A 20,541-nucleotide genomic window follows, 5' to 3' on the forward strand; every position below is an offset into this window, starting at 1 on the left:
ACAGGTCTTACATCAACGGTGTGCGGCCACGCCGCATGCCGTTGTAGGACGCAAGTGCGTCCGCCGGAGCGAGTACCGCAGGGCGGAGCGAGGAAGCCAAGGCCGCGGATGCGGCCGCCCGGCGCTTGAGGGCGCCTTTAAGTCGGCTTCACACCCATGCGGCGCATCAGCACGTACTGCTGCGTCACGCTGAACAGGTTGGACCACACATAGTAGATCACCAGGCCGGCGGGCAGGGAGCCCATCATCCAGGTGAAGACCAGGGGCATGGTCATCATCACCTTCTGCTGCGTCGGATCCATGCCCGGGGTGGGCGTCATCTTCTGCAGCAGGAACATGGTGCCGCCCAGCAGGATGGGCCAGACGCCCAGGTGCAGGAAGGCGGGCGGGGCGAAGGGCAGCAGGCCGAACAGGTTGAACAGGCTGGTCGGATCAGGCGCCGACAGGTCATGGATCCAGCCGAAGAAGGGCGCGTGCCGCATCTCGATGGTGACCGACAGCACCTTATACAGCGACCAGAAGATGGGCATCTGGATCAGGACGGGCAGGCAGCCCGTCATGGGGTTGGCGCCCTCTTTCTTGTACAGCGCCATCATCTCGATGGACGCCTTCTGCTTGTCGTCGCCGGCGCGCTTGCGGATGGCCTCCACCTGCGGCTGCAGCTTCTTCATCTTGGCCGCACTGCGGAACTGCTTCTGCGCCAGCGGGAACATCAGCGTGCGCAGGCAGATGGTGAACAGCATGATGCCCAGGCCGAAGTTGCCCAGCAGGCGGCCGAAGAAGTCCAGCGCCAGCGAGAACGGCATGGTCAGGAACCACAGGTGGCCGAAGTCGATGGCCCGGTTGAACAGCGGGATGTGCTGGTCATCCTGGTAGCTGTCCAGCAGCTTCATCTCCTTGGCGCCGGCGAACAGGCGTTCGCTGCTCTCCGTGCTCTGCCCGGCCTCCAGCGTCACCGACGGCTCGGCATAGTCGGTCTGGTACAGGTCGCCCTTTTCCTGATGGGTGACGTGGGCCGTCAGGCTCTTGGCCTGGTCCGGCACCAGGCTGACCAGCCAGTACTTGTCGGTGATGCCCAGCCAGCCGCCCTTGGTGTCGAAGGACTTGGAGGTTTCGCCCGCCACATCCTTGTAGCTGATCTCCTTCAGCGTGCCGTCCATCAGGCCGATGGGGCCCTCGTGCAGCATGTAGGAACCGACCAGCGTCGGGTGGCTGGCCCGCGCGATGCGGGCGTAGGGGTAAAGGGTGACGGCGGCGGCGCCGTTGTTCGTCACCTTCTGGGTGATGCTGAACATGTAATTGGCGTCGACGGCCACCGTGCGCTCGAACGTCAGGCCCTGGCCGTTGTCCCAACGCAGGGTGATGGGATGCTCGGGCGTCAGATCACCCTGGTCGGCGGCCTGCCACTCGGTGGTGGGGCCCGGGACGGCGGCGCCGTTGGCGGTCCAGCCGTATTCGGCGAAGAAGGCGCCGGGGGCGCCGCTGGGCGACAGCAGGGTGACGGCCGGGCTGCTCTTGTCCACCGTCTCGCGGTAGTCCTGCAGGCTGAGGTCGTCGAAGCGGCCGCCGCGCAGGTTCAGGCTGCCGGCCAGGCGGGGGGTGCGGATGGTGATGCGCTGCCCTTCGCCCAGCACCGTGGCGCGGTCGCGCAGGGCGTCGGCCACGCCGCCGGAGGCGACGGCGCCGGGCGCGCCCGTGGGGGCGGCCCCGGGGGCTGGTGGGGCGGCCAGGGCTTGCGCCGCTTCCTGCCTGGCTTTCGCCTCCTGCAGGGCGCGCTGGCGCGGCGCCTCATAGAAGAAGTGGAAGCCCAGCAGGATGGCGGCCGACAGGCCGATGGTGATGAACAGGTTCTTCTGATCGCTCATGTATTCACTTCCCACACGACCCGGGCCGGCCACGGCGGCAACTCTGGAAACAAACGGCGGCAGGACCCTAACGGGCCGCGCGTCCCCCGTCCATATGGCAGCATTGAATGTCAGGCGAATGACGCCGGAAATGCGATGATTTGGGCGGCATATGGTCCGCTGGCGGCACCGGATCCAGTCCCCCGTCACTCCAGGGATGGCAGCGGGCGATGCGCCGCACCGCCAGCCAGCCGCCCTTCAGCCCGCCGTGCACCGCCAACGCCTCCAGCGCGTAGGCCGAACAGCTGGGCTCGAACCGGCAGCGTGGGCCCAGCAGGGGCGCCAGCAACAGCCGGTAGAGATGGATGGGCAAGCGCAGGAGCCGGGCCAGGGGGCTCATGACGCCGCCGGGCCGGCGTCCGGCGAGGCTGGCTGGCCTGCGGACACGGCGAAAGCCCGGGCGCCCTCGGTCCAGGCGCCCAGCTTTTTCAAGGCCAGGGTCAGGTCAGCCAACAGGTCGGCGTAGCGCCGGGTCACGGTTTCGCTGCGCGCGATGACGACGAAATCGGTGTTGGGCTTGCCATGAAGGGCCAGCACGGCACGGACGGCGGCGCGGAGGCGTCGCCGGGCGCGGTTGCGCTTGACGGCGTTGCCGACCTTCTTGCTGGCGGTGAAGCCCACGCGCACCAAAACGTCGCCGGCGGCTGGCCGCTGGCGATCGTCGTGGGCACGGGCTTGCAAAATCAGGCCGGGGGTTGCCCATTTACGGCGCGCCCCGGCAACGGCCAGAAACTCCGACCGTTTCAAGAGGCGCCCCACCACGGCTATGCGCCGGGGCGCCATCTCCCTGCCTTAGGCGGAGAGACGCTTGCGGCCCTGGGCGCGACGGCGGGCCAGCACCTTGCGACCGCCGGGGGTCGCCATGCGGGCGCGGAAGCCATGGCGGCGGGCACGCACGAGCTTGCTCGGCTGGAACGTACGCTTCACGACTGATACTCCGGATATAAAACTGGAAAATGGAAGGGCGTTGTATAGTGGCGGCCCGGCGCAGAGTCAATGCGCCTGTTCCACGTCGAAAGGATGGCCGCATTGCCTGTGGAGAGGGCGTCCGAGGATTATGAAAGCTCTGGCGCCGACCGTCCAGCCCGCCCGCTGGTGTCTTGGACAGGGCGGCTGGGGCCCCTTGGCCTTTTGCTGGTGGGGCTTATTGTGGTGTTGGCGGCCGGCGGGCACCACTGGTTGACGGTGGAGGCTCTGACCGGGCGCTTGGGCGATCTCTCCGCCCTGGTCGCCGGCCATCCCGCCTGGGCCGCGGCGGCGGTGTTCGGCGTGGCGTTGGGGGTGGCGGCCTTGTCCCTGCCGGCGGCCACGGTGGTGAGCCTGGCGGCGGGCTACGCCTTCGGCGCCGGCCTGGGTGCGCTGCTCTCCGTGGCGGGCGGCACCCTTGGCGGCACCTTGGTCTTCCTGGCCCTGCGCCGGGCCGGCGTGGGTGGGGTGGCGGGGCGGCTTCCTGGCTGGCTGCGGCCGGTTGCGGACCGGCCCTGGGCCGTCATCCTGGTGCTGCGCCTGCTGCCGATCATGCCGTTTTCCGCCATCAACGTGCTGGCGGCGGCGATTCGCATGCCAGTCCCCATCTTCATCATCGGCACCGGCCTGGGCGCCTACCCCCCGCAATTCCTCTATGCCTTGCTGGGCGCGCGGCTGCCGGCGCTGCTGGCGGCGGGGGAGCGGCCGGGCCTGGGGCTGGTGCTGCGGCCCGACGTGGGCGGCCCCCTGGTCCTGCTGGTGCTGCTGGCCCTGGTGCCGGTGGCGATTCGCCATTGGCGGCGGGGGCTGAGTCGTGATCCGGTGAGTCGCGTTTCGGCGATTAAGCCCCACTTATAAGAGAGGCACCAAGAAGAAGGAGGAACCGCCGATGGCCTGGGATCCCGCGCAATATGGATTGTTCGAGGCGGCGCGTGCCCGCCCGGGGCATGACCTCATCGCGGCCTTGCCGCCGTGCAAGCCCGCCACCGTGGTGGATTTGGGCTGCGGTGCGGGCAAGCTGACCATGGCGCTGGCCAACCGCTGGTCGGCGGCGGAGGTGGCGGGCATCGACAGCTCATCCGCCATGCTGGGCCGCGCCGCGCTGCTGGACGCCCGTGTCGCCTGGGAACTGGGCGACATCCGCCACTGGAACCCCAAGGCGCCGGTGGATGTGCTGTTTTCCAACGCCGCCCTGCAGTGGGTGGAGGGGCACGGGACCCTGTTTCCCCGGCTGCTCAGGGGTGTCGCGCCCGGCGGGGTGATGGCGGTGCAGATGCCGCGCAACTTCGCCTCCCCCTCCCACACCCTGCTGCGCCAGGTGGCGGAGGATGGGCCTTGGGCGGCGGCGCTGGCGGGCAAGCTGCGCGAGGCGCCGGTGCACGACCCCGCCCAGTATTACGACTGGCTGGCCCCCATCGCCGCCCACGTGGATGTGTGGGAGACAGAGTACCTGCACGTTCTCGATGGCCCCGACCCCGTCCTGGAATGGACCAAGGCCACCGCCATGCTGCCGGTGCTGGAAACGCTGCAGGGGGCGGAACTGGCGGATTTCACGGAGCGCTACCGCGCCGCCCTGGCCGCCGCCTACCCGCGCCGCGCCGACGGCCGCACCCTGTTCCCCTTCCGCCGGCTGTTCATCGTGGCCACCCGGGCTTCCTGAATTTAACGGGCTGAAATTGACGGGAAACGGCGATGGGCGGAAAATAGCGCATCCATTTCCTTTCTTCCCGCAAGAGGCCCCATGACCGTCCTTGAGGTCGCCGTCTACGCCCTGGTTCTGACCGGCGGCAAGACCCCGTTCTTCTGCGAGCAGAAGGGTGCGGCGGCGGCCCCGGTGGCGGCCTCGGTGGTGGTGGAATGCACCAACGGCCTGTCGGCGACGGAGGAAAAGGGCCTCATCCACTACGACAACGGCGTGGTGGTCTCCCGCCAGCCCGATGGCAACCTGTCCTTCTCCAACGGCATCACCGCCCATTGGGGGGCCGGCAGCTGGGTGCAGTTCAGCAACGGCGTCAGCATGCGGCGCGTGGCCGGCGGCAACTTCCGATCCTCCACCGGTATGCTGTGCGAGGCTGGCGGCACGACCAAGGCGTCGTGCCATAAGAATGAGGATTAGTTTTTCCGTTGCCTCAGGCGTCGGCGGGCCGTCCTGCCCTTGGCTGTCCTCGGTTTCCGGTCCGCTTCGCTTCCCGGAAGCCTGCGGCGGACGCAGTCGCGTCCTGGGTCGTTGCGCTGCCGCTTACACCACGCTGTCCGGGGCCAGCGCGCAGGGTTCGCCGTGGCCGGTTTCCACCTGGACGGTGGCGTGGTTGAAGCGGAAACGGGTTTTCAGCTCGCGGCAGACTTGCGCCAGCAACTGGTCGCCGTCGCGATTGTCGGGGCGCACCAGGTGGGCGGTCAGGGCCGTGTCGGTGGTGCTGAGCGCCCAGACGTGCAGGTCGTGCACCTCCGCCACGCCGGGCAGGGCCGTCAGGTAGGCGCGCACGGCGGCAAGGTCCACCCCTGCCGGCACGGCGTCAAGGGCCAGGTTCAGCGATTCGCGCAGCAGCGACCAGGTACCCAGCACGATGACCACGCTGATGACCAGGCTGATGACCGGGTCCAGCCAATTCCATCCCGTCCACAGGATCAGGGCGCCGGCGATGACCACGCCCAGCGTGACCAGGGCGTCCGACGCCAGGTGCAGGAAGGCGCCGCGCAGGTTCAGGTCATGCTCCGACCCGCGCATGAACAGCAGGGCCGTGCCGCCGTTGACCAGGATGCCGCCGGCCGCGACCCACATCATGATGGTGGGGGCGGCGGGCTCGGGTTCGGTGAAACGGCGCACGGCTTCCCAGGCGATGCCCCCGGTGACCAGCAGCAGGGCCACCGCGTTGGCCAGCGCCGCCAGGATGGAGCTGCCGCCCAGCCCATAGGTGTAGCGGCTGGACGGCCGGCGCCGCGCCAGGATCACCGCCACCCAGCTGGCGGCCAGCCCCAGCACGTCGGACAGATTGTGGCCGGCGTCGGCCAGCAGGGCCAGCGAGTTGCTGACGAAGCCATAGAATGCCTCCGCCCCGACATAGGCCAGGTTCAGGGCGATGCCGATGGCGAAGGCCGTGCCGGCATCGGCCGGGGCGGCGTGGTGGTGGCCGCCCAGCCCATGGCTGTGGCCATGGTGGTCGTGACCGTGGCCGTCGTGGTCATGACCATGGTCATGACCGTCATGGTTGTCATGGTCATGGCCGTGATGATCATGCCCGCCGGGGCCGTGGTCGTGGTGGTCGTGCCCATGGTCATGCCCCGTGCAGCCGTGGTCATGCCCGTGTTCATGTCCGCCATGTTCATGGTCATGGCCTTGCGCCGGGGCGGACTTGGGATGGTCGTGGTCGTGCGGGGCCATGGGTTCGGGGACGGCTCGGGGATGGGGGCGGGCGGCAACCATAGCGTGGGTGGGCCCAGGGGCGCCACCGGCTTGGGTCCCGGCGGGCTTATGCCGCAGGGGTTCCAGGGGCCGCAGGGCGGCTACGCGCCGGCGCCACCGACGGAGGCCGCCGCCTCGGTGGTCTTGGCCAGGGTCAGCTGGTCCAGCCGGGTGCGATAACCGACGACGGCGGCCAGCACCTCGTTCATGCGCTTTTCCGGATCGTCCACCCGGCTGGTCAGCCCCATCAGGGCGTGGGCCTCGCGGCGCAGCGCCTCCACCTCGTCGGCGGGCAGGGCGCCGCGCGTCTTCAGGATGCCCAGCAGGTTTTCCATGCGGCGGATGTGGGTGGTGGCCTCCAGGCGCAGATCCCCCGGGGGCAGGCGCCGCTCCAGGTCTTCCAGCACATGGGCCGCCCGCAGGGCGTGGTCCACGCCGCGCTTTTCCGGCGGGTGTACCGACAGGCCGGGCAGGGCGAATTCCACCAGGAAGGCCACCTGGAAGCCGTGGCGGATGACCTTTTCCGAATCGATGACCTGGGCGGCGTGGGCCGTCAGCTCATGGATGTTCACGCGGTCGAACTCCCCCGTGCACTTCAGGCGCAGGGGGTTGGGCACGTCGATCAGCTGCACCACCTGTCCCTCGCGGGGGCTGCGGCGGCGGTCCGGCCCGATATAGTCGCTGGTGACGACGAACTTCTTGCGGTTCTCGATCAGGTTGACCAGCCGATCCTGCACCTGCTTGGGCGAATAGGGCTTCACCAGGATGTCGTCCGCGCCGGAACCGGCGAAGCGGATCATCATCTGCTGGGTGGGGTTCCAGGTCATGACGATGGCGCCCACGAAGGGATTCAGCGTCGTCAGGCCGTGGCGGATGGCGTGGATCCAGCGCAGGGCGGCTCCCTCAGCCTGGTCGGCATCCAGGATGACCAGGTCTATGGTGGCCGGGCTGCCGGCGGCGTCGGTCAGGTTGGCGTGTTCCGTCACCTTGTCCATGCCCATGCGGGCCAGCATGGCGCGCAGGATGCGCCGGGTGTTCAGGTCGGCATCAACCAGCAGGGTCTGGATCTTGCTGAGATCGGTGGCCATGGGAGCGGCGGACTTCAAGGCGGCGAGGGCCGGCGGGCCGGCGTCTCAGGGGACCAGGGGGCGAGTCGCGGGTGGCCATTCCGACAGCCCAACGACGCGGGCGAATCATGGCCGTTTACCGTCAAGAATGCAATAAATGCGAGAACAGGCGGCCGGATCCGAAAGGATGCCCCCGATAGTGGCGTCAAGCCGCCAAGACCCGCTGGTATTCCTCGTCGGCGAGTTCTGAAATCAGGGGACGGTCACGCCCCCTGATACATGGGTGCCACGGGGCGGCGGCCGCTTTAGCCAATGATGGCCGGGGCATCGGTCAGGCGATCAGCCGGGGATGCGTTCCGTCACCGTGGGGCCGCGCGTGGCCGGTCCGGCGCCCAGGGTGAAGGCCTGGCGCAAAGCCGCGACGGCGGCATCGGCGTCCGCCTCGGTGGCGGCGTGCACGCGCGCCAGCGGACGGCCGGCGGGATCGACCTGATCGCCCAGGCCGGCGATGCCCGTGAAGCCGACGCGATGGTCCACGCCGTCCTGCGGCCGGGTGCGGCCGCCGCCCAGGGCCACCACGGCGATGCCGACGGCGCGGGTGTCCACGGCGGTGACGATGCCCGCTTCCGCCGCATGGATGTCGCGCACCACCGGTGCCGCCGCCAGGTAGGTGTCCGACCGTTCCAGGAAATCGGACGGGCCTCCAAGGGCGGTCACCATGCGGCTGAAGCGGTCGGCGGCGCTGCCGTCGACCAGGGCCCGGTCCACCTTGGCCCGCGCCTCCGGCAGGTCGGCGGCCAGACCGCCCAGCAGCACCAGCTCGGCCGTCAGCTCCCGCGTCACGTCCCACAGGCGGGCCTCCGGCGCTTCACCCTTCAGGATGGCCACGCACTCCGCCACCTCCACCGCATTGCCGGCGGTGGTGCCCAGCACCTCATTCATGTCGGTCAGCAGCGACACGGTGGGCAGGCCGGCGCCGCGCGCCACGGTGGCGATGCTGCGGGCCAGGGCCTGGGCGTCATCGTACTGGGCCATGAAGGCGCCGCTGCCGAACTTCACGTCCATGACCAGGCCGTCCAGCCCGGCGGCCAGCTTCTTGGACAGGATGCTGGCGGTGATGAGGTCAATGCTTTCCACCGTCGCGGTCACGTCGCGGATGGAATAGAGGCGGCGGTCGGCCGGCGCCAAGTCGGACGTGGCGCCGATGACGGCGCAGCCGACCTCGCGCACCACCTGGCGCAGCCTCTCCAGGTCCGGCTGCACGACATAGCCGGGGATGCTTTCCATCTTGTCGAAGGTGCCGCCGGTGTGGCCCAGGCCCCGGCCGGACAGCATGGGCACGAAGCCGCCGCAAGCCGCCACCAGCGGCGCCAGCAGCAGGCTGACCTTGTCGCCCACGCCGCCGGTGGAATGCTTGTCCAGGATGGGGCCCGGCAGGTTCTGCGACCGCCATTCCATCACCGTGCCGGACTGGGTCATGGCGCGGGTCAGGGCCACGCGCTCCTCCATTTCCAGCCCCTGGAAATAGACGGCCATGGCGAAGGCGGCGGCCTGGCCCTCGGTGACGCGGCCGTCGGTCAGGCCGCGTACGAAGTCGGTGATGTCCGCAGCGGCCAGGCGGCCGCCGTCACGCTTCTGGCGGATGATTTCTTGGGGAAGCATGGAATGGTCCGTTCGCATATGGGGGCGTCCGCCGGAGGGGCGGCGCGGGAAGGGTCGATGAAAGGGGTTCAATACCCGCTGGTGGTCGCCGACCGGCCGTCGCCCTGGCCCAGGGCTGCCAGCAGGGCGTCCAGCAGGCCCGAGGCGCCGAAGCGGAAGGTGGCGGGGCTGACCCAGCCGGGGCCGCAGATCTTGTCGGCCAGCGCCAGATAGTCCCGCGCCCCATCCAGGTCGCGGATGCCGCCGGAGGCCTTGAAGCCCACGGGCCGGCGAGGATTGCCGTCGTCGTCCGGCTTCAGGCTGTCGCGGCAGGCCTCCAGCATGATGCGGGCGGCCCCCAGGGTGGCGCCGATCTGCACCTTGCCGGTGGAGGTCTTCAGGAAATCGGCGCCGTTGCGCACGGCGATCTCCACCGCCCTTTCGATGAAGACGGGCTTGGCCAGGCTGCCGGTTTCCAGGATGACTTTCATGACGGCATCGCCCGCCGCCTCGCGCGTGGCGGCCAGCACCTCATCCGGCTGGGTGCTGTTGGGGTAGTGCATGATGCTGTGATAGGGGATGACCACGTCGATCTCGTCGGCGCCGTCGGCCAAGGCGGCCAGCGTCTGCTCCGCCACCTTTTCCGGTGACAGGCTGCCGCCGGGGAAGTTCACCACCGTGGCGATGCGCACGCCGGTGCCGGCCAGCCGCGCGCGCGCCTGGGGGACGAAGCTGGGCCACAGGCAGACGGCGGCTACGCGGCCCGCCGGGCTGACGGCCCGGGCGCACAGCGCGTCGGTCGTGGCCTCGTCCTCTTCCTCGTTCAGGCTCGTCAGGTCCAGCAGCGGCAGGGCGCGGCGGGCCAGGGCCTGTCCTTCTGGCGACTGGGGATCGGTCATGGCGCTACCAGATTAGAAACTGAGGTTGTCCGGCCCGAAGGAGAAGGGCAGCAGCTGGTCCATGGTGAAGGTGGCGCGCACCCCCTCCGGCCCGGCCACATGGATCAGGGTGTCGGGGGTGGAGAATTCGCGCAGGCGCTGGCGGCAGCCGCCGCAGGGCGTGCACAGGCCCGACGTGTCGGCGGACGGGTCGGCCGGCGCGCCGATGACCACGATTTCGGCAATGCGCTTCTTTCCACCCGCCACCATGGCGCCGATGGCGCTGGCCTCCGCGCACTGGCCCTGGGGATAGGCCGCGTTTTCCACGTTGCCGCCGGCGAAGACGGCGCCGTCCGGCGTGCGCAGTGCCGCCCCCACCAGGAAACGGGAATAGGGGGCGTGGGCATGGCCGCGCGCGGCAGCGGCGGCGGCGAACAGCTCGGGCACGGCAGCAGTGGGGGCCGGGGTGGGGGCCGGGGCGGGCGGGGTGGCGGTCATGGCCGTCGGCGTCTCCTGATCCGGGGGCGGAAGGCGGGATAGGGCGGTACCAGCAGAGTGGCATGGGGACACCGCCATAACCTGACCAAATGGTCAAGTCGCAGGGTGTGCCCGAGGCGATGAAATCGCAAGGCCCGAAAATGCGAAAGCGGCCTTTGAAGGACCGCTTTCACCACTTTCAGGCGCTGGCGTGCCGCCCGGCGGCGACAGGCTCAATCGAACAGGGCGTCGATGTCCGATTGGCTGCTGGGACCGGCGGGCTTGGCCGGCTTGGGCGCCTCGCCACCGGCGGCGTTGAACAGGGCGTCGATGTTGTCCTGGCTGACGTCCGTCAGGGCCGGGCCATTCAGCAGGTGGGCGTCCGGGCGGGTGTCGCCGGGCTTGGTGGACATCATCGGGTCGCCGTTGCCTTCCACCCCCCAGATGCCGATCATCGCCGCCACGCGATGCTCGATATAGCGCAGCGTGTTCACCACCTTGGTGGTGCGCTGGCCAGTGATGTCCTGGAAGCTGCAGGCCAGCAGGATGGACATGACGTGGTTTTCGATATCGGTGGCGATTTCGATCACGTCGATGTGGCCGGTGCGGGCCAGACGTTCGGTGGTGGCCTGGATGGCCTCCGCGGCGGACAGGATGTCGCTGGTCGCCCGTTCCGTGGCGGTGACGATGGCGTCCAGTTCCGAGGTGGCGGCCAGGATGCGGCTGTTGGCCGAATCCTTGGGCACCATCTGGGCGATTTCCTGCTTGGTCTGCTCGATATGCGAGGACAGCTGCCGCAATTCCTGCCGCATCATGTGCATATGCGGATGCTGGCCGGCGATGGCGATGCTGCCGTCGCTCAGCTGATGGCTCATGGACTGCAGCTTGCCGACCTCGGCCCGCAGCATGCCCAGCAAATCCCCGCTGGTGGACGCGCCCACGTTCCGCATGTGGGCGTCGCGCTTTTCCAGAAAGGCGCGGGTCCGCGGATCGTTCAGCAGCTCGGCCTCAATGGCCGTGTAATCGGCGGCCGTGATGGCCGCCGTTTCAACCACACCCGTCTTCTGGCCCATGCGGGTTACTCCAGCGTGCCGAGGACGCTCTCGATCTTCTTTTTCAGCGTTTCGGCGTTGAACGGCTTCACGATGTAGTTGTTGACGCCGGCTTCCTTGGCGGCAACGACGTTCTCGGTCTTCGATTCGGCGGTGACCATGATGAAGGGCGTGCTCTTCAGGCGGACGTCCGCGCGCACTTCCTTCAGAAGCTGCAGGCCGGTCATGGGCTCCATGTTCCAGTCGGAAATGACCAGGCCGACGTTGGAACCGCGCAGCTTGCCCAGGGCCTCCGCGCCATCGGCGGCCTCTTCGATCTGGGTGAAGCCGATCTGGGTCAGCAGGTTGCGCACGATGCGGCGCATGGTGGCGTAGTCGTCGACAACGAGGACGGGGGTGGCAGAGGCCTTGGCCATAGGAACATGTCTCCGGAGGGTACTTGGCGATGCGGTGGGCGAACCCACCGGGGTGTTTACGAGCGTGATATCCCGCGGGACCCTAGCACGAGTCTTGGTTCTCGCCCATCACCCACCCGTATGGGGAGCGTCGAAAGAAGAAGTGCCGCTATCGGCGGGCGAGGCTCAGGCGGGCGATATAGGGGTTGTTGCGTAATGCAATGCACAAATAAAAGACCCTATCCCAAGGGTGCGATGCGGTAAGCAACTGATGGCGGCGGAAAGGGCCTATGCAAAAAGGCCTATGACCGTCATTGGTCAGGTATTTTCCAATAATACATTGAATTCATTGAGTTTTAGTGACGGTGCGGTGTCGGCCCCGTTCCGCTGGCACGGCGGGTGCTTATAACCAGGCATGAACCAACCGGGCCGCTGAAGCCCCCACCGAACCGATAGGAACCTCATCATGATCCGCATCGCCGCCGCCGCCGCTGTTGTCGCCCTGTTCGCCGCCGCCCCCGCTTTCGCCGCCGCCGGCGCGTCGGGCACCATCCAGCTGAACAGCTCCGTCGCCCAGACCTGCACCGTGGCCGTCACCGATGCCGGTGCCACCCTGAACATCCTGTCGGGCTCCAGCAACGTCGCCGTCGGCAGCGTGGTCGAGAACTGCAACGACGGCGCCGGCTACACCATCACGGTTGCCTCTTCCAACAACGGCACGCTGAAGTCGTCCGCCACCGGTGCCAGCGCCATCAGCTACACCACCACCTACGACGGCACCAACGGCTCCGGCGCCAGCTTCGCCGTCACCCGCTCCAGCGCCCAGTTCAACAAGACCTCCAACGTCTCCGTGACCGTGCCCGCCAATGCCCAGGCCATCGCCGGCAGCTATGCCGACACCCTGACCATCACCATCGCCGGCAAGTAAGCCGCCAGCGACGGTCACCTCAGACCAAGGTTCGGAAGAGGGCGCCCCACGCCGGGGCGCCCTTTCGCGTGTCCGCCATCTGGCGGACTGCAAATCCTAATGCATTGATTCAGCTGAATTCCTAACCTTTCGCATGGTGCATGGCGCAACGGTGTACCGGTGTGCCCTGGCCCGCCTTCGTGGCGATAAGTCAGATAAATCAATGCTGTCAATTGGTTAACGGATTAATGCCGTCCCGGCCCCGGTTCTGGCACCGCGATTGCTGTTACATCTCACATCAAAGCAATCGGGCAACAAGCCCAGCCGAACCGATAGGACCCTTCGTCATGATCCGCTTCGCCGCCTCCCTGATCGCCGCCACCACCGTCGCCGCGGTCTCCCTGGCCGCCGCCCCCGCCCTCGCCGCCACGGCCGCCGCCTCCGGCACCATCCAGCTGAACAGCACCGTCGCCCAGACCTGCTCCGTCGCCGTCACCGACGCCGGCACCCAGCTGAATATCCTCACCGGCTCCAACGCCGTCACCGTCGGCAGCGTCGTCGAGACCTGCAACGACGGCGCCGGCTACCAGATCAGCGTCTCCTCCGCCAACGGCGGCACCCTGAAGTCCTCCGCCACCGGCGCCCAGCCCATCAGCTACACCCCCATCTACGACGGCCAGTCCAGCGGCAGCAGCGTCAACGTCGTCCGCTCCTCCGCCCAGTTCAACAAGACCGCCACCGTCGCCGTCACCGTCCCCGCCAACGCCCAGGCCATCGCCGGCAGCTACACCGACACCCTCACTATCACCATCCAGGGCCGCTGATCCCGCCCCAACAACCACACCGGTTCGGCTGACCATACGGCCCCGCCTGGATCTCCCGGGCGGGGCCGTTGCCGTTTTGCCGCCTAAATCCTTGATCTTCTGAGCGGGGTGTTTTCGCCGGAGCCACTCGGTTAATGTGTGGCTAGCACCGCCGGGGCAGGCGGCACCTATACCGTTGTTATTAGGGGCAAGGGCGTGACTGTGAATGAACGCGGCGCGCGCCCGGTGCGCAGCGCACCGGCCGCCAGGCCCGGGTCTGGCAATCGCGGGCCCGGCAATCGGGGACCCGCCAAGGGGGGCGTCACCTCCCGCTTCATCGGCACGACGCTGGCGGGTGTGCTGGCCACTGTCGCCCTGCTGGGGTTCGTCGTCTCCGCCGGCGGCAACTGGCATTTCTACTACAATCCCGAGGGCCTGCTGATCGTGCTGGGCGGCGTCGTCTGCGTGGCGCTGCTGGCCTTCCGCGGGGATGAGATCCGCGCCGCCCTGGGCGCCCTGGTCGGCATCGTGCGCGACCGCGACAGCATCCGCGCCGATGTTGCCGAACTGATGGAGGTCGCCCGCCACCTGCATGAGAAGCGCATCCAGGCGGCCGACGAACGGGCCCAGCGCGTGGCCCACCCCTTCCTGCGGCTGGGCCTGCAGATGGTGGTGGACGCCCAGCCTTTGGAAGACCTGCTGCAGGTCATGAACTGGCGCATCCAGAAACAGATGGAGTTGGAGGCCGGGCAGTCGCGATTCTTCCGCACCCTGGCCACCTTCTCCCCCGCCTTCGGCCTGCTGGGCACGCTGGCCGGCATGGTCGGCATGCTGAAGCACCTGGGCGAGGGCGATATCGGCCTGATCGGGGGCAGCATGGCGGTGGCCATGCTGGCCACCCTCTATGGTCTGGTGCTGGCCAACCTGGTGTTCAAGCCCATCGCCATCAAGCTGGAACAGCGCACCGGCCGCCGGGTCGCCCTGATGAACGTGCTGCTGGAGGGAGTGGTGCTGACCCACCTCGGCCGCTCCCCCACCATCATCCAGGACAGCCTGGACCATTACCTGCGCGACGCGCGGGAGGAGGACTGGGGTGGCGCCTAGTGACCAGTCCGGTGGCGGGGCCGGCGGTGGCGGCGATCCCCCTCCGCCGCCCAAGCCCCGGCACACCGCCCGCGTCTATGCCTCCGGCCTTCCCGTACCGCCGCCGGTGATGCCGGGCACCGCCACCGTGCCGCCGCCGGTTCCGGCCAAGCCCGCCGGCCGCCCGGGCGGGCATGTCCGAGGCCATGCCCGCGGCGGCCGCCCAACCCAGCACCGCACCGTCCCTGGCCGCATGCCCGGCGAACCGGCGGAGGAGTCGGAGGAGTGGGTCATCAGCTACATGGACATGGTCACGCTGCTGATGATCGTGTTCCTGGGCATGGTGGCCATCCTGGGCATCAACGGCCGGCTAAAGCTGAAGTCCGACAACAATCAGCCGGGCGCCGGCCGCGTGGCCGTCTCGGCCAATCCGGTGGGCGCCCCCGCCCGCGACATGGCGAAGAACCCGACGGCGGCGTCCATGTCCAGCCCCACCTTACCGCAGGTACCTCCCTACCCGCCGCAGCGCCCGCCCCAGGATGCCCTGCCCCCCGATACGTTACCTGGGGCTGGCCCGGCGGAGGAACCGACGGAGGAGGCCAAGCGCCTGGCCCAGGATCTGGAGGCGCAGGACCTGCCGCCCGATGTGCAGGTCACGCCCCGGGGCAAGGGCCTGTCCATCGAGATCAAGGACCGGGTGCTGTTCGCCTCCGGCCGCGCCGACCTGGGTGACGAGGGGCAGCAGATCCTGTCGCGCCTGGTGCCGGTTCTGCAATCGCTGAAGGGTATGGTGACGGTGGAAGGCCACACCGACAGCAACGCCATCAGTACCGCCCGTTTCCCCAGCAACTGGGAACTGTCGGCCGCCCGCGCCGCCGCGGTGGTGCGCATGCTGATCAGCGACGGCGTGCCGGCCAACCGCCTGCGGGCGGTGGGTTATGCCGACACCCGGCCGCATGTGTCGCCCCCGGGGGCCAATACCGACCCGAACGCGCCGGACCATGACCGCGCCGCCGACCGGCGCGTCACCTTGATCGTCGAGACGCCCTGACCGGCGCGGCCTTCGGTGCCGCCGGGAATGGCGCGTCGCGCCACGCGCCGGGCGCCAGGTCGTCCAGCGTCCAATCGCCCACGGACCAGCGCACCAGGCGCAAGGTGGGGAAACCCACCGCGGCCGTCATGCGCCGGACCTGGCGGTTGCGCCCTTCCCTCAAGGTCAGTTCGATCCAGCTGGTGGGAATGGCGGCGCGGTAGCGGATGGGCGGGTCGCGGGGCCACAGGGCGGCCGGTTCCTCCATTAGCCGCGCGCCTGCGGGCAGGGTGGGGCCATCCTTCAGCATGACGCCCCGACGCAGGGCCGCCAGCGCCGCCTCGTCCGGCACGCCCTCGACCTGCGCCCAATAGGTCTTGGCCAGCTTGTGCTTGGGGTCGGCGATGCGGTGGATGAAGGGGCCGTCGTCGCTCAGGACCAGCAGGCCCTCGCTGTCCCGGTCCAGCCGACCTGCCGGATAGACGCCCGGTACGTCGACGTAGTCCTTCACCGTTGCCCGGCCGCTGTCATCGCTGAACTGCGACAGCACGTCATAGGGTTTGTTGAACAGGATCAGCCGGGGCATATCAGCCCCGCCGGGTCCCGGGGGGCGCCGCCCCAGGGGTCGCCAGGGCGTGCACCAGGATGGCGGCGGTGGCCGAGACGTTCAGCGACTGCACCTGGCCGCTGCCCCGCAGGGTCACCAGCTGGTGGCAGGCCTGCAGCGTGGTGGCGGGCAGGCCCACCTCCTCGTTGCCCAGGATCAGGGCGGCGGGCTTGGCGTTCGGCGCCGACAGTGCGGCGGCCGGGTCGGGATGGTCGCCCAGCGCGGTGCCGACGATGCGGTAATGGGCGCGCAGGTGGCGCAGGCTCTGGGCGAAGCGCGGCAGCTGGTGGAGCGTCACATACTCGAACCCGCCCTCGGCCACGCGGTAAGCGGCCTCGGAGGGTAGGGCCTGCTCGGCGTGGTCGGACAGCACCAGGCGGTTGATGCCGAAGAAGGCACAGGTGCGGACGATGGCGCCCAGGTTGTGCGGGTTGCCCACGCCGTCCAGGATCATCAGCGGCTCGCCCGCCGCCGCCCATCGCGCCGCCTCGTCGATATCCAGGGGCAGGACGGGGCGGGGAGCGGCCACGGCCACCACGCCGCCATGCAGGGGCGTGCCCGCCACCTTCTCCATCTCCTCCGCCGGCAGCAGGCGATAGACCTTGCGCGCCTGCGCCAGGCCGGCGCAGTAGGCGCCCACCTTTTCCTTCATGCGGTCATCGAAGAACAGCCGCTCCACCCGGCCGGGGTCGCGCGCGAACAGGGCGGCCACCGCCGGCAGGCCCAGGATGCGGAAGGTCTTGCGCCGGGTGTTCTCGCCCACCGCGCCTTCGGCGGGGACGGGCTTGCTGGGGGCGGCCTTGGACGGCCCTTTGGCGCTGCGGGGGTCCGGCATCCCTGGTCCTCGATCGCGAATGGCTGTGATGGGGCCGCATGAAGCGCGCGGGGCTTTGCGGGGTCAACCCGTTTTGTGTCAACCCAGCAGGCGGCCCAGCCGCACACCGGTCCTGTCCAGCAGTGCTGCGAAGGCGTCGCCCGACAGATAGGCCTGTTCCACTTGCCGGCTGGCCACCACCGGGTCCAGCCCGGCCAGCACCTCGTCCGGCAGGGCCGGGTGCACCATGACCAGGGCCCGGTCTTGGGCGGGTGCGAGGAACCTGGCCATCAGCCCCGGGAAATCGCGGCCGGGGCCGAAGTCATAGACGCCGCGAAAGCCCCGGTTGGTGGGGATGCCGCGCCGGGCGGCGGCGGCGGCCAGCCCCCGCGCCAGGCTGGCGATGATCAAGGCCTTCACGCTGTCCACCCCGCGCGCCAGCACGGCGGCCACCGGTTCGGAACAATCGCGGACATAGACGCTGCCGCGGGGGTAGCGGCGGGCCACGGCGTCCAGCACCAGGCCGCGCACGCCCGGCAGCAGGTGCACATGCTGGTGCCCATCGACGTGCGAGGGCGGGCGGCCGGCATGGGCCTCGAACAGGTCCAGCTGGCGCCCGATTTCCGCCTTCAGGTCGGCTTGGGATGCAGCGTCCATCAGCCGGCCGGTCAGGGACCGCATCATCAGGTCGCCCACGCTGCCGAAGCGGCCACTGGGTGCCAGGGCCGGGCAGGGGGCGGCGGGTTCCTGGTCCGTCAGGGTCAGGTGCAGGCCGATGTCCGCCCGGTCCGTCACCTCCGCCAGCCAGGGCGCGTGCTGCGGCCAAAAGGGCGTGGCGGTCATGCAGCTGGTGCCCGACAGGCGCCCCTGGCGGATCAGGGCCAGGATGCCTTGGGAAACACCCGGGGACAAACCGTAGTCGTCGGCGTTCAGAACAATGGTCGCGGTCATGGCGTGCGCCCCTCGGCCAGCAGCGTGGGGATTTCCGGGTTGGTGTCCATGCCGCTGGGCAGGGGGGCGGCCGGGTCGGTGACCCAGGCCAGGATGTCCTGCCAGACGATCTGGGCGTGCAGGTCGCGCAGCATCATATGCCAGGCCGTGGGGTAGAAGGCGATGCGCGGGCCGCCCTGGCTGGTGTCCGGCAGCCGGGCCAGGGCCTTGCACATGGGCTCGCGCGGGATCAGCTCCTCATGCTGGCCGTACATCACCAGCGACGTCACCTTGAAGCGCGGGGCGGCATCCATGGCGGCATCCATCAGGTCGGTCAGGCCCTCCAGCGCGTCCACGCGGGTGGCCTTCACCACCAGGGGGTCGCGGCCCAGGGCGATCAGCATGGGGATGTTGTCCGACGCCTGCACATGGATCAGGCCGCGCGGCGGCGTCAGGCTCAGCCAGGGCACGGTCCAGTTGGCGATGGCCAGGGCCCAGCGCTGGTAAAAGGGCATGGTGCCGCGCGACCACACGGCCGGCGCGGTCAGGATGACGCCCTTGAAGCCCGCCGGCAGGGTGTGCCCCGCCAGGCCTGTCATCAGCACGGCCCCGCCCATGCTTTCCCCCGTCAGGAACAGCGGCGTGTCGGGATAGCGGTCGTGCAGGGCGGCGGCGGCGTCCCACATGTCGCGCACCATGACGTCGCTGCCAGCCCAGACGCCGGGGTGGGGGTTGCGGCCGAAGCCCCGCTGGTCATAGGCGTAGGTCGCCACGCCATGCTCCGCCCACCAGCGGCCGGGGGCGTCATAAGAGTTGGCGTAATCGTTGAAGCCGTGCAGGGCCAGGATGACGGCGCGCGGCGGACCCTCCGCGGGCAGCCAGGACTGCGTGGGCAGGACGGCGCCGTCGCGCGCGGTGATCCCCGCCGTCGTCAGCTGAGGGGTGACGACCACCGGCGGCCCGGCCACCCGGGCGGTGGGGGCACAGGCCGTGACGGACAGGCCAAGTGCTACCGCCGCCAGCCAGCGGGGGCGCCAGCGCGGTGCGGTGGGGGAAAGGGCGTTTTCCTCAGCCTGCGCCATTGCCGGCGGCGGGCGCGCGAGTCAGCTGCAGGAAGATGTCCTCCAGGTCTGATTCCTTGGTGCTGAGGTCGACGATGGTCAGGCCGGCGGCGGCGATGGCGTTCAGCACCTCCCCCACCTTCACGCGGCTGGGCGGATACTGCACCGTCAGCTGGCGGCCTTTCAATGTGACCTCGAAGCCGGCCAGCGTGCCAGGCACTTCGGTCAGGTCCCGGTCCACCACCGCCACCAGATCCTTGCGGTCCAGGGTGCGCAGCAGGCGGTCGGTGCTGTCGCACGCCACCACTTGGCCGTGGTTGACGATGGCGATGCTGTCGCACAGCTCCTGCGCCTCTTCCAGGTAATGGGTGGTCAGCACCACGGTGGTGCCGGCGCGGTTCAGCTCGCGCACATGGGCCCACAGCGACTGGCGCAGTTCCACGTCCACACCGGCCGTCGGCTCGTCCAGCACCAGCACCGGCGGGGTGTGCACCATGGCCTTGGCCACCATCAGGCGGCGGCGCATGCCGCCCGACAGGGTGCGGGCGTAGGCGTTGGCCTTGTCCTTTAGGCCCACCGCTTCCAGCAGGCGGTCGGTCTGCCGCTCGCGCTTGGGCACGCCGTACAGGCCAGCCTGCAGGTCCAGCAGCTCACGCGGGGTGAAGAAGGGGTCCATGTTCAGTTCCTGGGGCACCACGCCGATGGCGGCGCGGGCGGCCCGCGGATCCTGGTCGATGTCGATGCCCCAGATCTTGGCGGTGCCGCCACTCTTGGTCACCAGGCCCGCCAGGATGTTGATCATGGTGGACTTGCCGGCGCCATTAGGGCCCAGCAGGCCATAGACCGAGCCGCGAGGGATGGCCAGGTCGATTCCTTTCAGCGCCAGCTTGGCCGGGGCCTTGCCGGAGGCCTTGTAGGTCTTGGTGAGCCCCCGCAGCTCGATCGCCAGCTCGGGCGGGCTGCCGCCGGAGGCGGACGGGGCGGGATGGGTGTCGGGCGCGCGCGTGTCGGGCATGGGGGTCGGGACGGTCCATGATGACGGGGCCGGGAAACATGCGGGCCCGAAAAAGGGGAAAGCCCGGGAAAGCCGGGGCCAAAAAGGCGTACACCCCCGCCTTGACCACGGTCAACCACGGCCGTCACACCCCCACCAAGGAGGTCCGCCCAAGGGGGAACCGGGCGCCGCGCCTCACGCTTGATCCGGCGGCGCGCTTGGCTATGATCCGGCGTCGGCGGGACGTTCGTCCCGCCCTGGACCTTTATTATGGAGCGCCGCAGGCCATGCAGCCGATTGAGACGATCTATGTCGACACCCCGTCCGTCGGGTGCGATGGCGGGGGCGGCGCCCTGGGCCATCCGCTAGTTTATCTGACCATGGAAAAGGAAGGCAAGATCGACTGCCCCTATTGCGGCCGCCATTTCGTCCTGTCCGAGGCCGGCAAGGCCCACGCCGGCCACGGCCACTAAGCCGGCCGCCACCGGTCGGGCCGCCACCCGGTCAGGCCGACCGGCCCGGTTTCCAC

24 protein-coding genes are annotated in these 20,541 nt (G+C 69.3%); 8 read left to right on the forward strand and 16 right to left on the reverse strand.

All coding sequences use genetic code 11. From position 1 onward, the window contains the following. Positions 1-137: 137 nt before the first annotated feature. From yidC to rpmH, 4 genes are all read right to left on the reverse strand, one after another. On the reverse strand, positions 138-1,865 hold the full coding sequence (yidC, locus tag P5F91_RS09285) for a membrane protein insertase YidC (RefSeq protein ID WP_145610551.1): 1,728 nt from the start codon (positions 1,863-1,865) through the stop codon (positions 138-140). A 67-nt stretch (positions 1,866-1,932) separates the two neighbouring features. Next, positions 1,933-2,244, reverse strand: coding sequence for a membrane protein insertion efficiency factor YidD (gene yidD / locus P5F91_RS09290; RefSeq protein ID WP_145610550.1), 312 nt, complete (start codon positions 2,242-2,244; stop codon positions 1,933-1,935). Further along, positions 2,241-2,687 (reverse strand): ribonuclease P protein component, encoded by a 447-nt coding sequence (gene rnpA / locus P5F91_RS09295; RefSeq protein WP_145610549.1) that lies wholly within the window; start codon positions 2,685-2,687, stop codon positions 2,241-2,243. The genes yidD and rnpA overlap by 4 nt, the downstream gene beginning before the upstream one ends. Before the next feature lie 9 nt (positions 2,688-2,696). After that, positions 2,697-2,831, reverse strand: a complete 135-nt coding sequence (gene rpmH, locus P5F91_RS09300; protein ID WP_044558639.1) for a 50S ribosomal protein L34 — start codon at positions 2,829-2,831, stop codon at positions 2,697-2,699. Positions 2,832-3,041: 210 nt separating this feature from the next. Between rpmH and P5F91_RS09305 the strand changes: the two genes are divergently transcribed. The 3 genes from P5F91_RS09305 (at position 3,042) to P5F91_RS09315 (ending at position 4,986) form a co-directional block, all read left to right on the forward strand. Beyond that, complete coding sequence (locus P5F91_RS09305) at positions 3,042-3,728, forward strand: TVP38/TMEM64 family protein (protein WP_277907070.1); 687 nt, start codon at positions 3,042-3,044, stop codon at positions 3,726-3,728. Between the two features lie 31 nt (positions 3,729-3,759). Beyond that, positions 3,760-4,530, forward strand: coding sequence for a methyltransferase domain-containing protein (locus P5F91_RS09310; protein WP_145610547.1), 771 nt, complete (start codon positions 3,760-3,762; stop codon positions 4,528-4,530). A gap of 81 nt (positions 4,531-4,611) precedes the next feature. Further along, positions 4,612-4,986 carry a hypothetical protein gene (locus tag P5F91_RS09315; RefSeq protein ID WP_277907071.1) on the forward strand — a complete coding sequence of 125 codons (375 nt, stop codon included), beginning with the start codon at positions 4,612-4,614 and terminating at the stop codon, positions 4,984-4,986. Between the two features lie 123 nt (positions 4,987-5,109). Here the strand turns inward: P5F91_RS09315 and P5F91_RS09320 are convergent, their stop codons facing one another. The 7 genes from P5F91_RS09320 to P5F91_RS09350 all read right to left on the reverse strand — a co-directional run bounded on the left by P5F91_RS09320 (position 5,110) and on the right by P5F91_RS09350 (position 11,804). Continuing rightward, positions 5,110-6,252 carry a cation diffusion facilitator family transporter gene (locus P5F91_RS09320; protein WP_277907072.1) on the reverse strand — a complete coding sequence of 381 codons (1,143 nt, stop codon included), beginning with the start codon at positions 6,250-6,252 and terminating at the stop codon, positions 5,110-5,112. 122 nt (positions 6,253-6,374) lie between these two features. Then, positions 6,375-7,361, reverse strand: a complete 987-nt coding sequence (locus tag P5F91_RS09325; RefSeq protein ID WP_145610544.1) for a response regulator — start codon at positions 7,359-7,361, stop codon at positions 6,375-6,377. Positions 7,362-7,679: 318 nt separating this feature from the next. Continuing rightward, the gene (gene deoA, locus P5F91_RS09330; protein ID WP_145610543.1) at positions 7,680-9,002 is read right to left on the reverse strand and encodes a thymidine phosphorylase; all 1,323 of its coding nucleotides are present in this window, start codon (positions 9,000-9,002) and stop codon (positions 7,680-7,682) included. A gap of 68 nt (positions 9,003-9,070) precedes the next feature. Next, complete coding sequence (deoC, locus tag P5F91_RS09335) at positions 9,071-9,880, reverse strand: deoxyribose-phosphate aldolase (protein ID WP_145610542.1); 810 nt, start codon at positions 9,878-9,880, stop codon at positions 9,071-9,073. 12 nt (positions 9,881-9,892) lie between these two features. Then, on the reverse strand, positions 9,893-10,357 hold the full coding sequence (gene cdd / locus P5F91_RS09340) for a cytidine deaminase (RefSeq protein ID WP_145610541.1): 465 nt from the start codon (positions 10,355-10,357) through the stop codon (positions 9,893-9,895). A 212-nt stretch (positions 10,358-10,569) separates the two neighbouring features. Further along, on the reverse strand, positions 10,570-11,409 hold the full coding sequence (locus P5F91_RS09345; RefSeq protein WP_145610540.1) for a protein phosphatase CheZ: 840 nt from the start codon (positions 11,407-11,409) through the stop codon (positions 10,570-10,572). A 5-nt stretch (positions 11,410-11,414) separates the two neighbouring features. Further along, positions 11,415-11,804 carry a response regulator gene (locus P5F91_RS09350; protein WP_004272313.1) on the reverse strand — a complete coding sequence of 130 codons (390 nt, stop codon included), beginning with the start codon at positions 11,802-11,804 and terminating at the stop codon, positions 11,415-11,417. Between the two features lie 445 nt (positions 11,805-12,249). Here P5F91_RS09350 and P5F91_RS09355 point away from each other — a divergent pair, with 445 nt between their 5' ends. From P5F91_RS09355 to P5F91_RS09370, 4 genes are all read left to right on the forward strand, one after another. Further along, positions 12,250-12,711, forward strand: a complete 462-nt coding sequence (locus tag P5F91_RS09355) for a Csu type fimbrial protein (protein ID WP_145610539.1) — start codon at positions 12,250-12,252, stop codon at positions 12,709-12,711. A gap of 326 nt (positions 12,712-13,037) precedes the next feature. Continuing rightward, positions 13,038-13,514 (forward strand): spore coat protein U domain-containing protein, encoded by a 477-nt coding sequence (locus P5F91_RS09360; RefSeq protein WP_186454722.1) that lies wholly within the window; start codon positions 13,038-13,040, stop codon positions 13,512-13,514. A 195-nt stretch (positions 13,515-13,709) separates the two neighbouring features. Continuing rightward, positions 13,710-14,597 (forward strand): motility protein A, encoded by an 888-nt coding sequence (locus tag P5F91_RS09365; protein ID WP_246134368.1) that lies wholly within the window; start codon positions 13,710-13,712, stop codon positions 14,595-14,597. Further along, on the forward strand, positions 14,587-15,627 hold the full coding sequence (locus tag P5F91_RS09370; RefSeq protein WP_145610538.1) for an OmpA/MotB family protein: 1,041 nt from the start codon (positions 14,587-14,589) through the stop codon (positions 15,625-15,627). Before P5F91_RS09365 ends, P5F91_RS09370 begins: the two co-directional genes overlap by 11 nt. Here P5F91_RS09370 and P5F91_RS09375 read toward each other — a convergent pair. From P5F91_RS09375 to P5F91_RS09395, 5 genes are all read right to left on the reverse strand, one after another. Then, a complete protein-coding gene (locus tag P5F91_RS09375; RefSeq protein ID WP_145610537.1) occupies positions 15,602-16,192 on the reverse strand; it encodes an rRNA large subunit pseudouridine synthase E in 591 nt (196 codons plus the stop codon). The genes P5F91_RS09370 and P5F91_RS09375 overlap by 26 nt on opposite strands. Position 16,193: 1 nt before the next feature. Next, on the reverse strand, positions 16,194-17,048 hold the full coding sequence (locus P5F91_RS09380; protein WP_145610536.1) for a TrmH family RNA methyltransferase: 855 nt from the start codon (positions 17,046-17,048) through the stop codon (positions 16,194-16,196). 78 nt (positions 17,049-17,126) lie between these two features. Then, entirely contained in the window at positions 17,127-17,978 is an 852-nt protein-coding gene (locus tag P5F91_RS09385) for a ChbG/HpnK family deacetylase (RefSeq protein ID WP_277907073.1), read from the reverse strand. Continuing rightward, positions 17,975-19,039 carry an alpha/beta hydrolase gene (locus P5F91_RS09390; protein ID WP_277907074.1) on the reverse strand — a complete coding sequence of 355 codons (1,065 nt, stop codon included), beginning with the start codon at positions 19,037-19,039 and terminating at the stop codon, positions 17,975-17,977. The genes P5F91_RS09385 and P5F91_RS09390 overlap by 4 nt, the downstream gene beginning before the upstream one ends. After that, a complete protein-coding gene (locus P5F91_RS09395; RefSeq protein WP_277907075.1) occupies positions 19,026-20,033 on the reverse strand; it encodes an ABC transporter ATP-binding protein in 1,008 nt (335 codons plus the stop codon). The genes P5F91_RS09390 and P5F91_RS09395 overlap by 14 nt, the downstream gene beginning before the upstream one ends. Before the next feature lie 266 nt (positions 20,034-20,299). On the opposite strand from P5F91_RS09395, the gene P5F91_RS09400 reads away from it, so the two are divergent. Further along, the gene (locus P5F91_RS09400; protein WP_040848315.1) at positions 20,300-20,485 is read left to right on the forward strand and encodes a zinc-finger domain-containing protein; all 186 of its coding nucleotides are present in this window, start codon (positions 20,300-20,302) and stop codon (positions 20,483-20,485) included. The last annotated feature ends 56 nt before the right edge of the window (positions 20,486-20,541 follow it).

Source organism: Nitrospirillum amazonense, from assembly GCF_029594735.1.
In the GTDB taxonomy this organism is placed as follows: Bacteria; Pseudomonadota; Alphaproteobacteria; order Azospirillales; family Azospirillaceae; genus Nitrospirillum; species Nitrospirillum amazonense.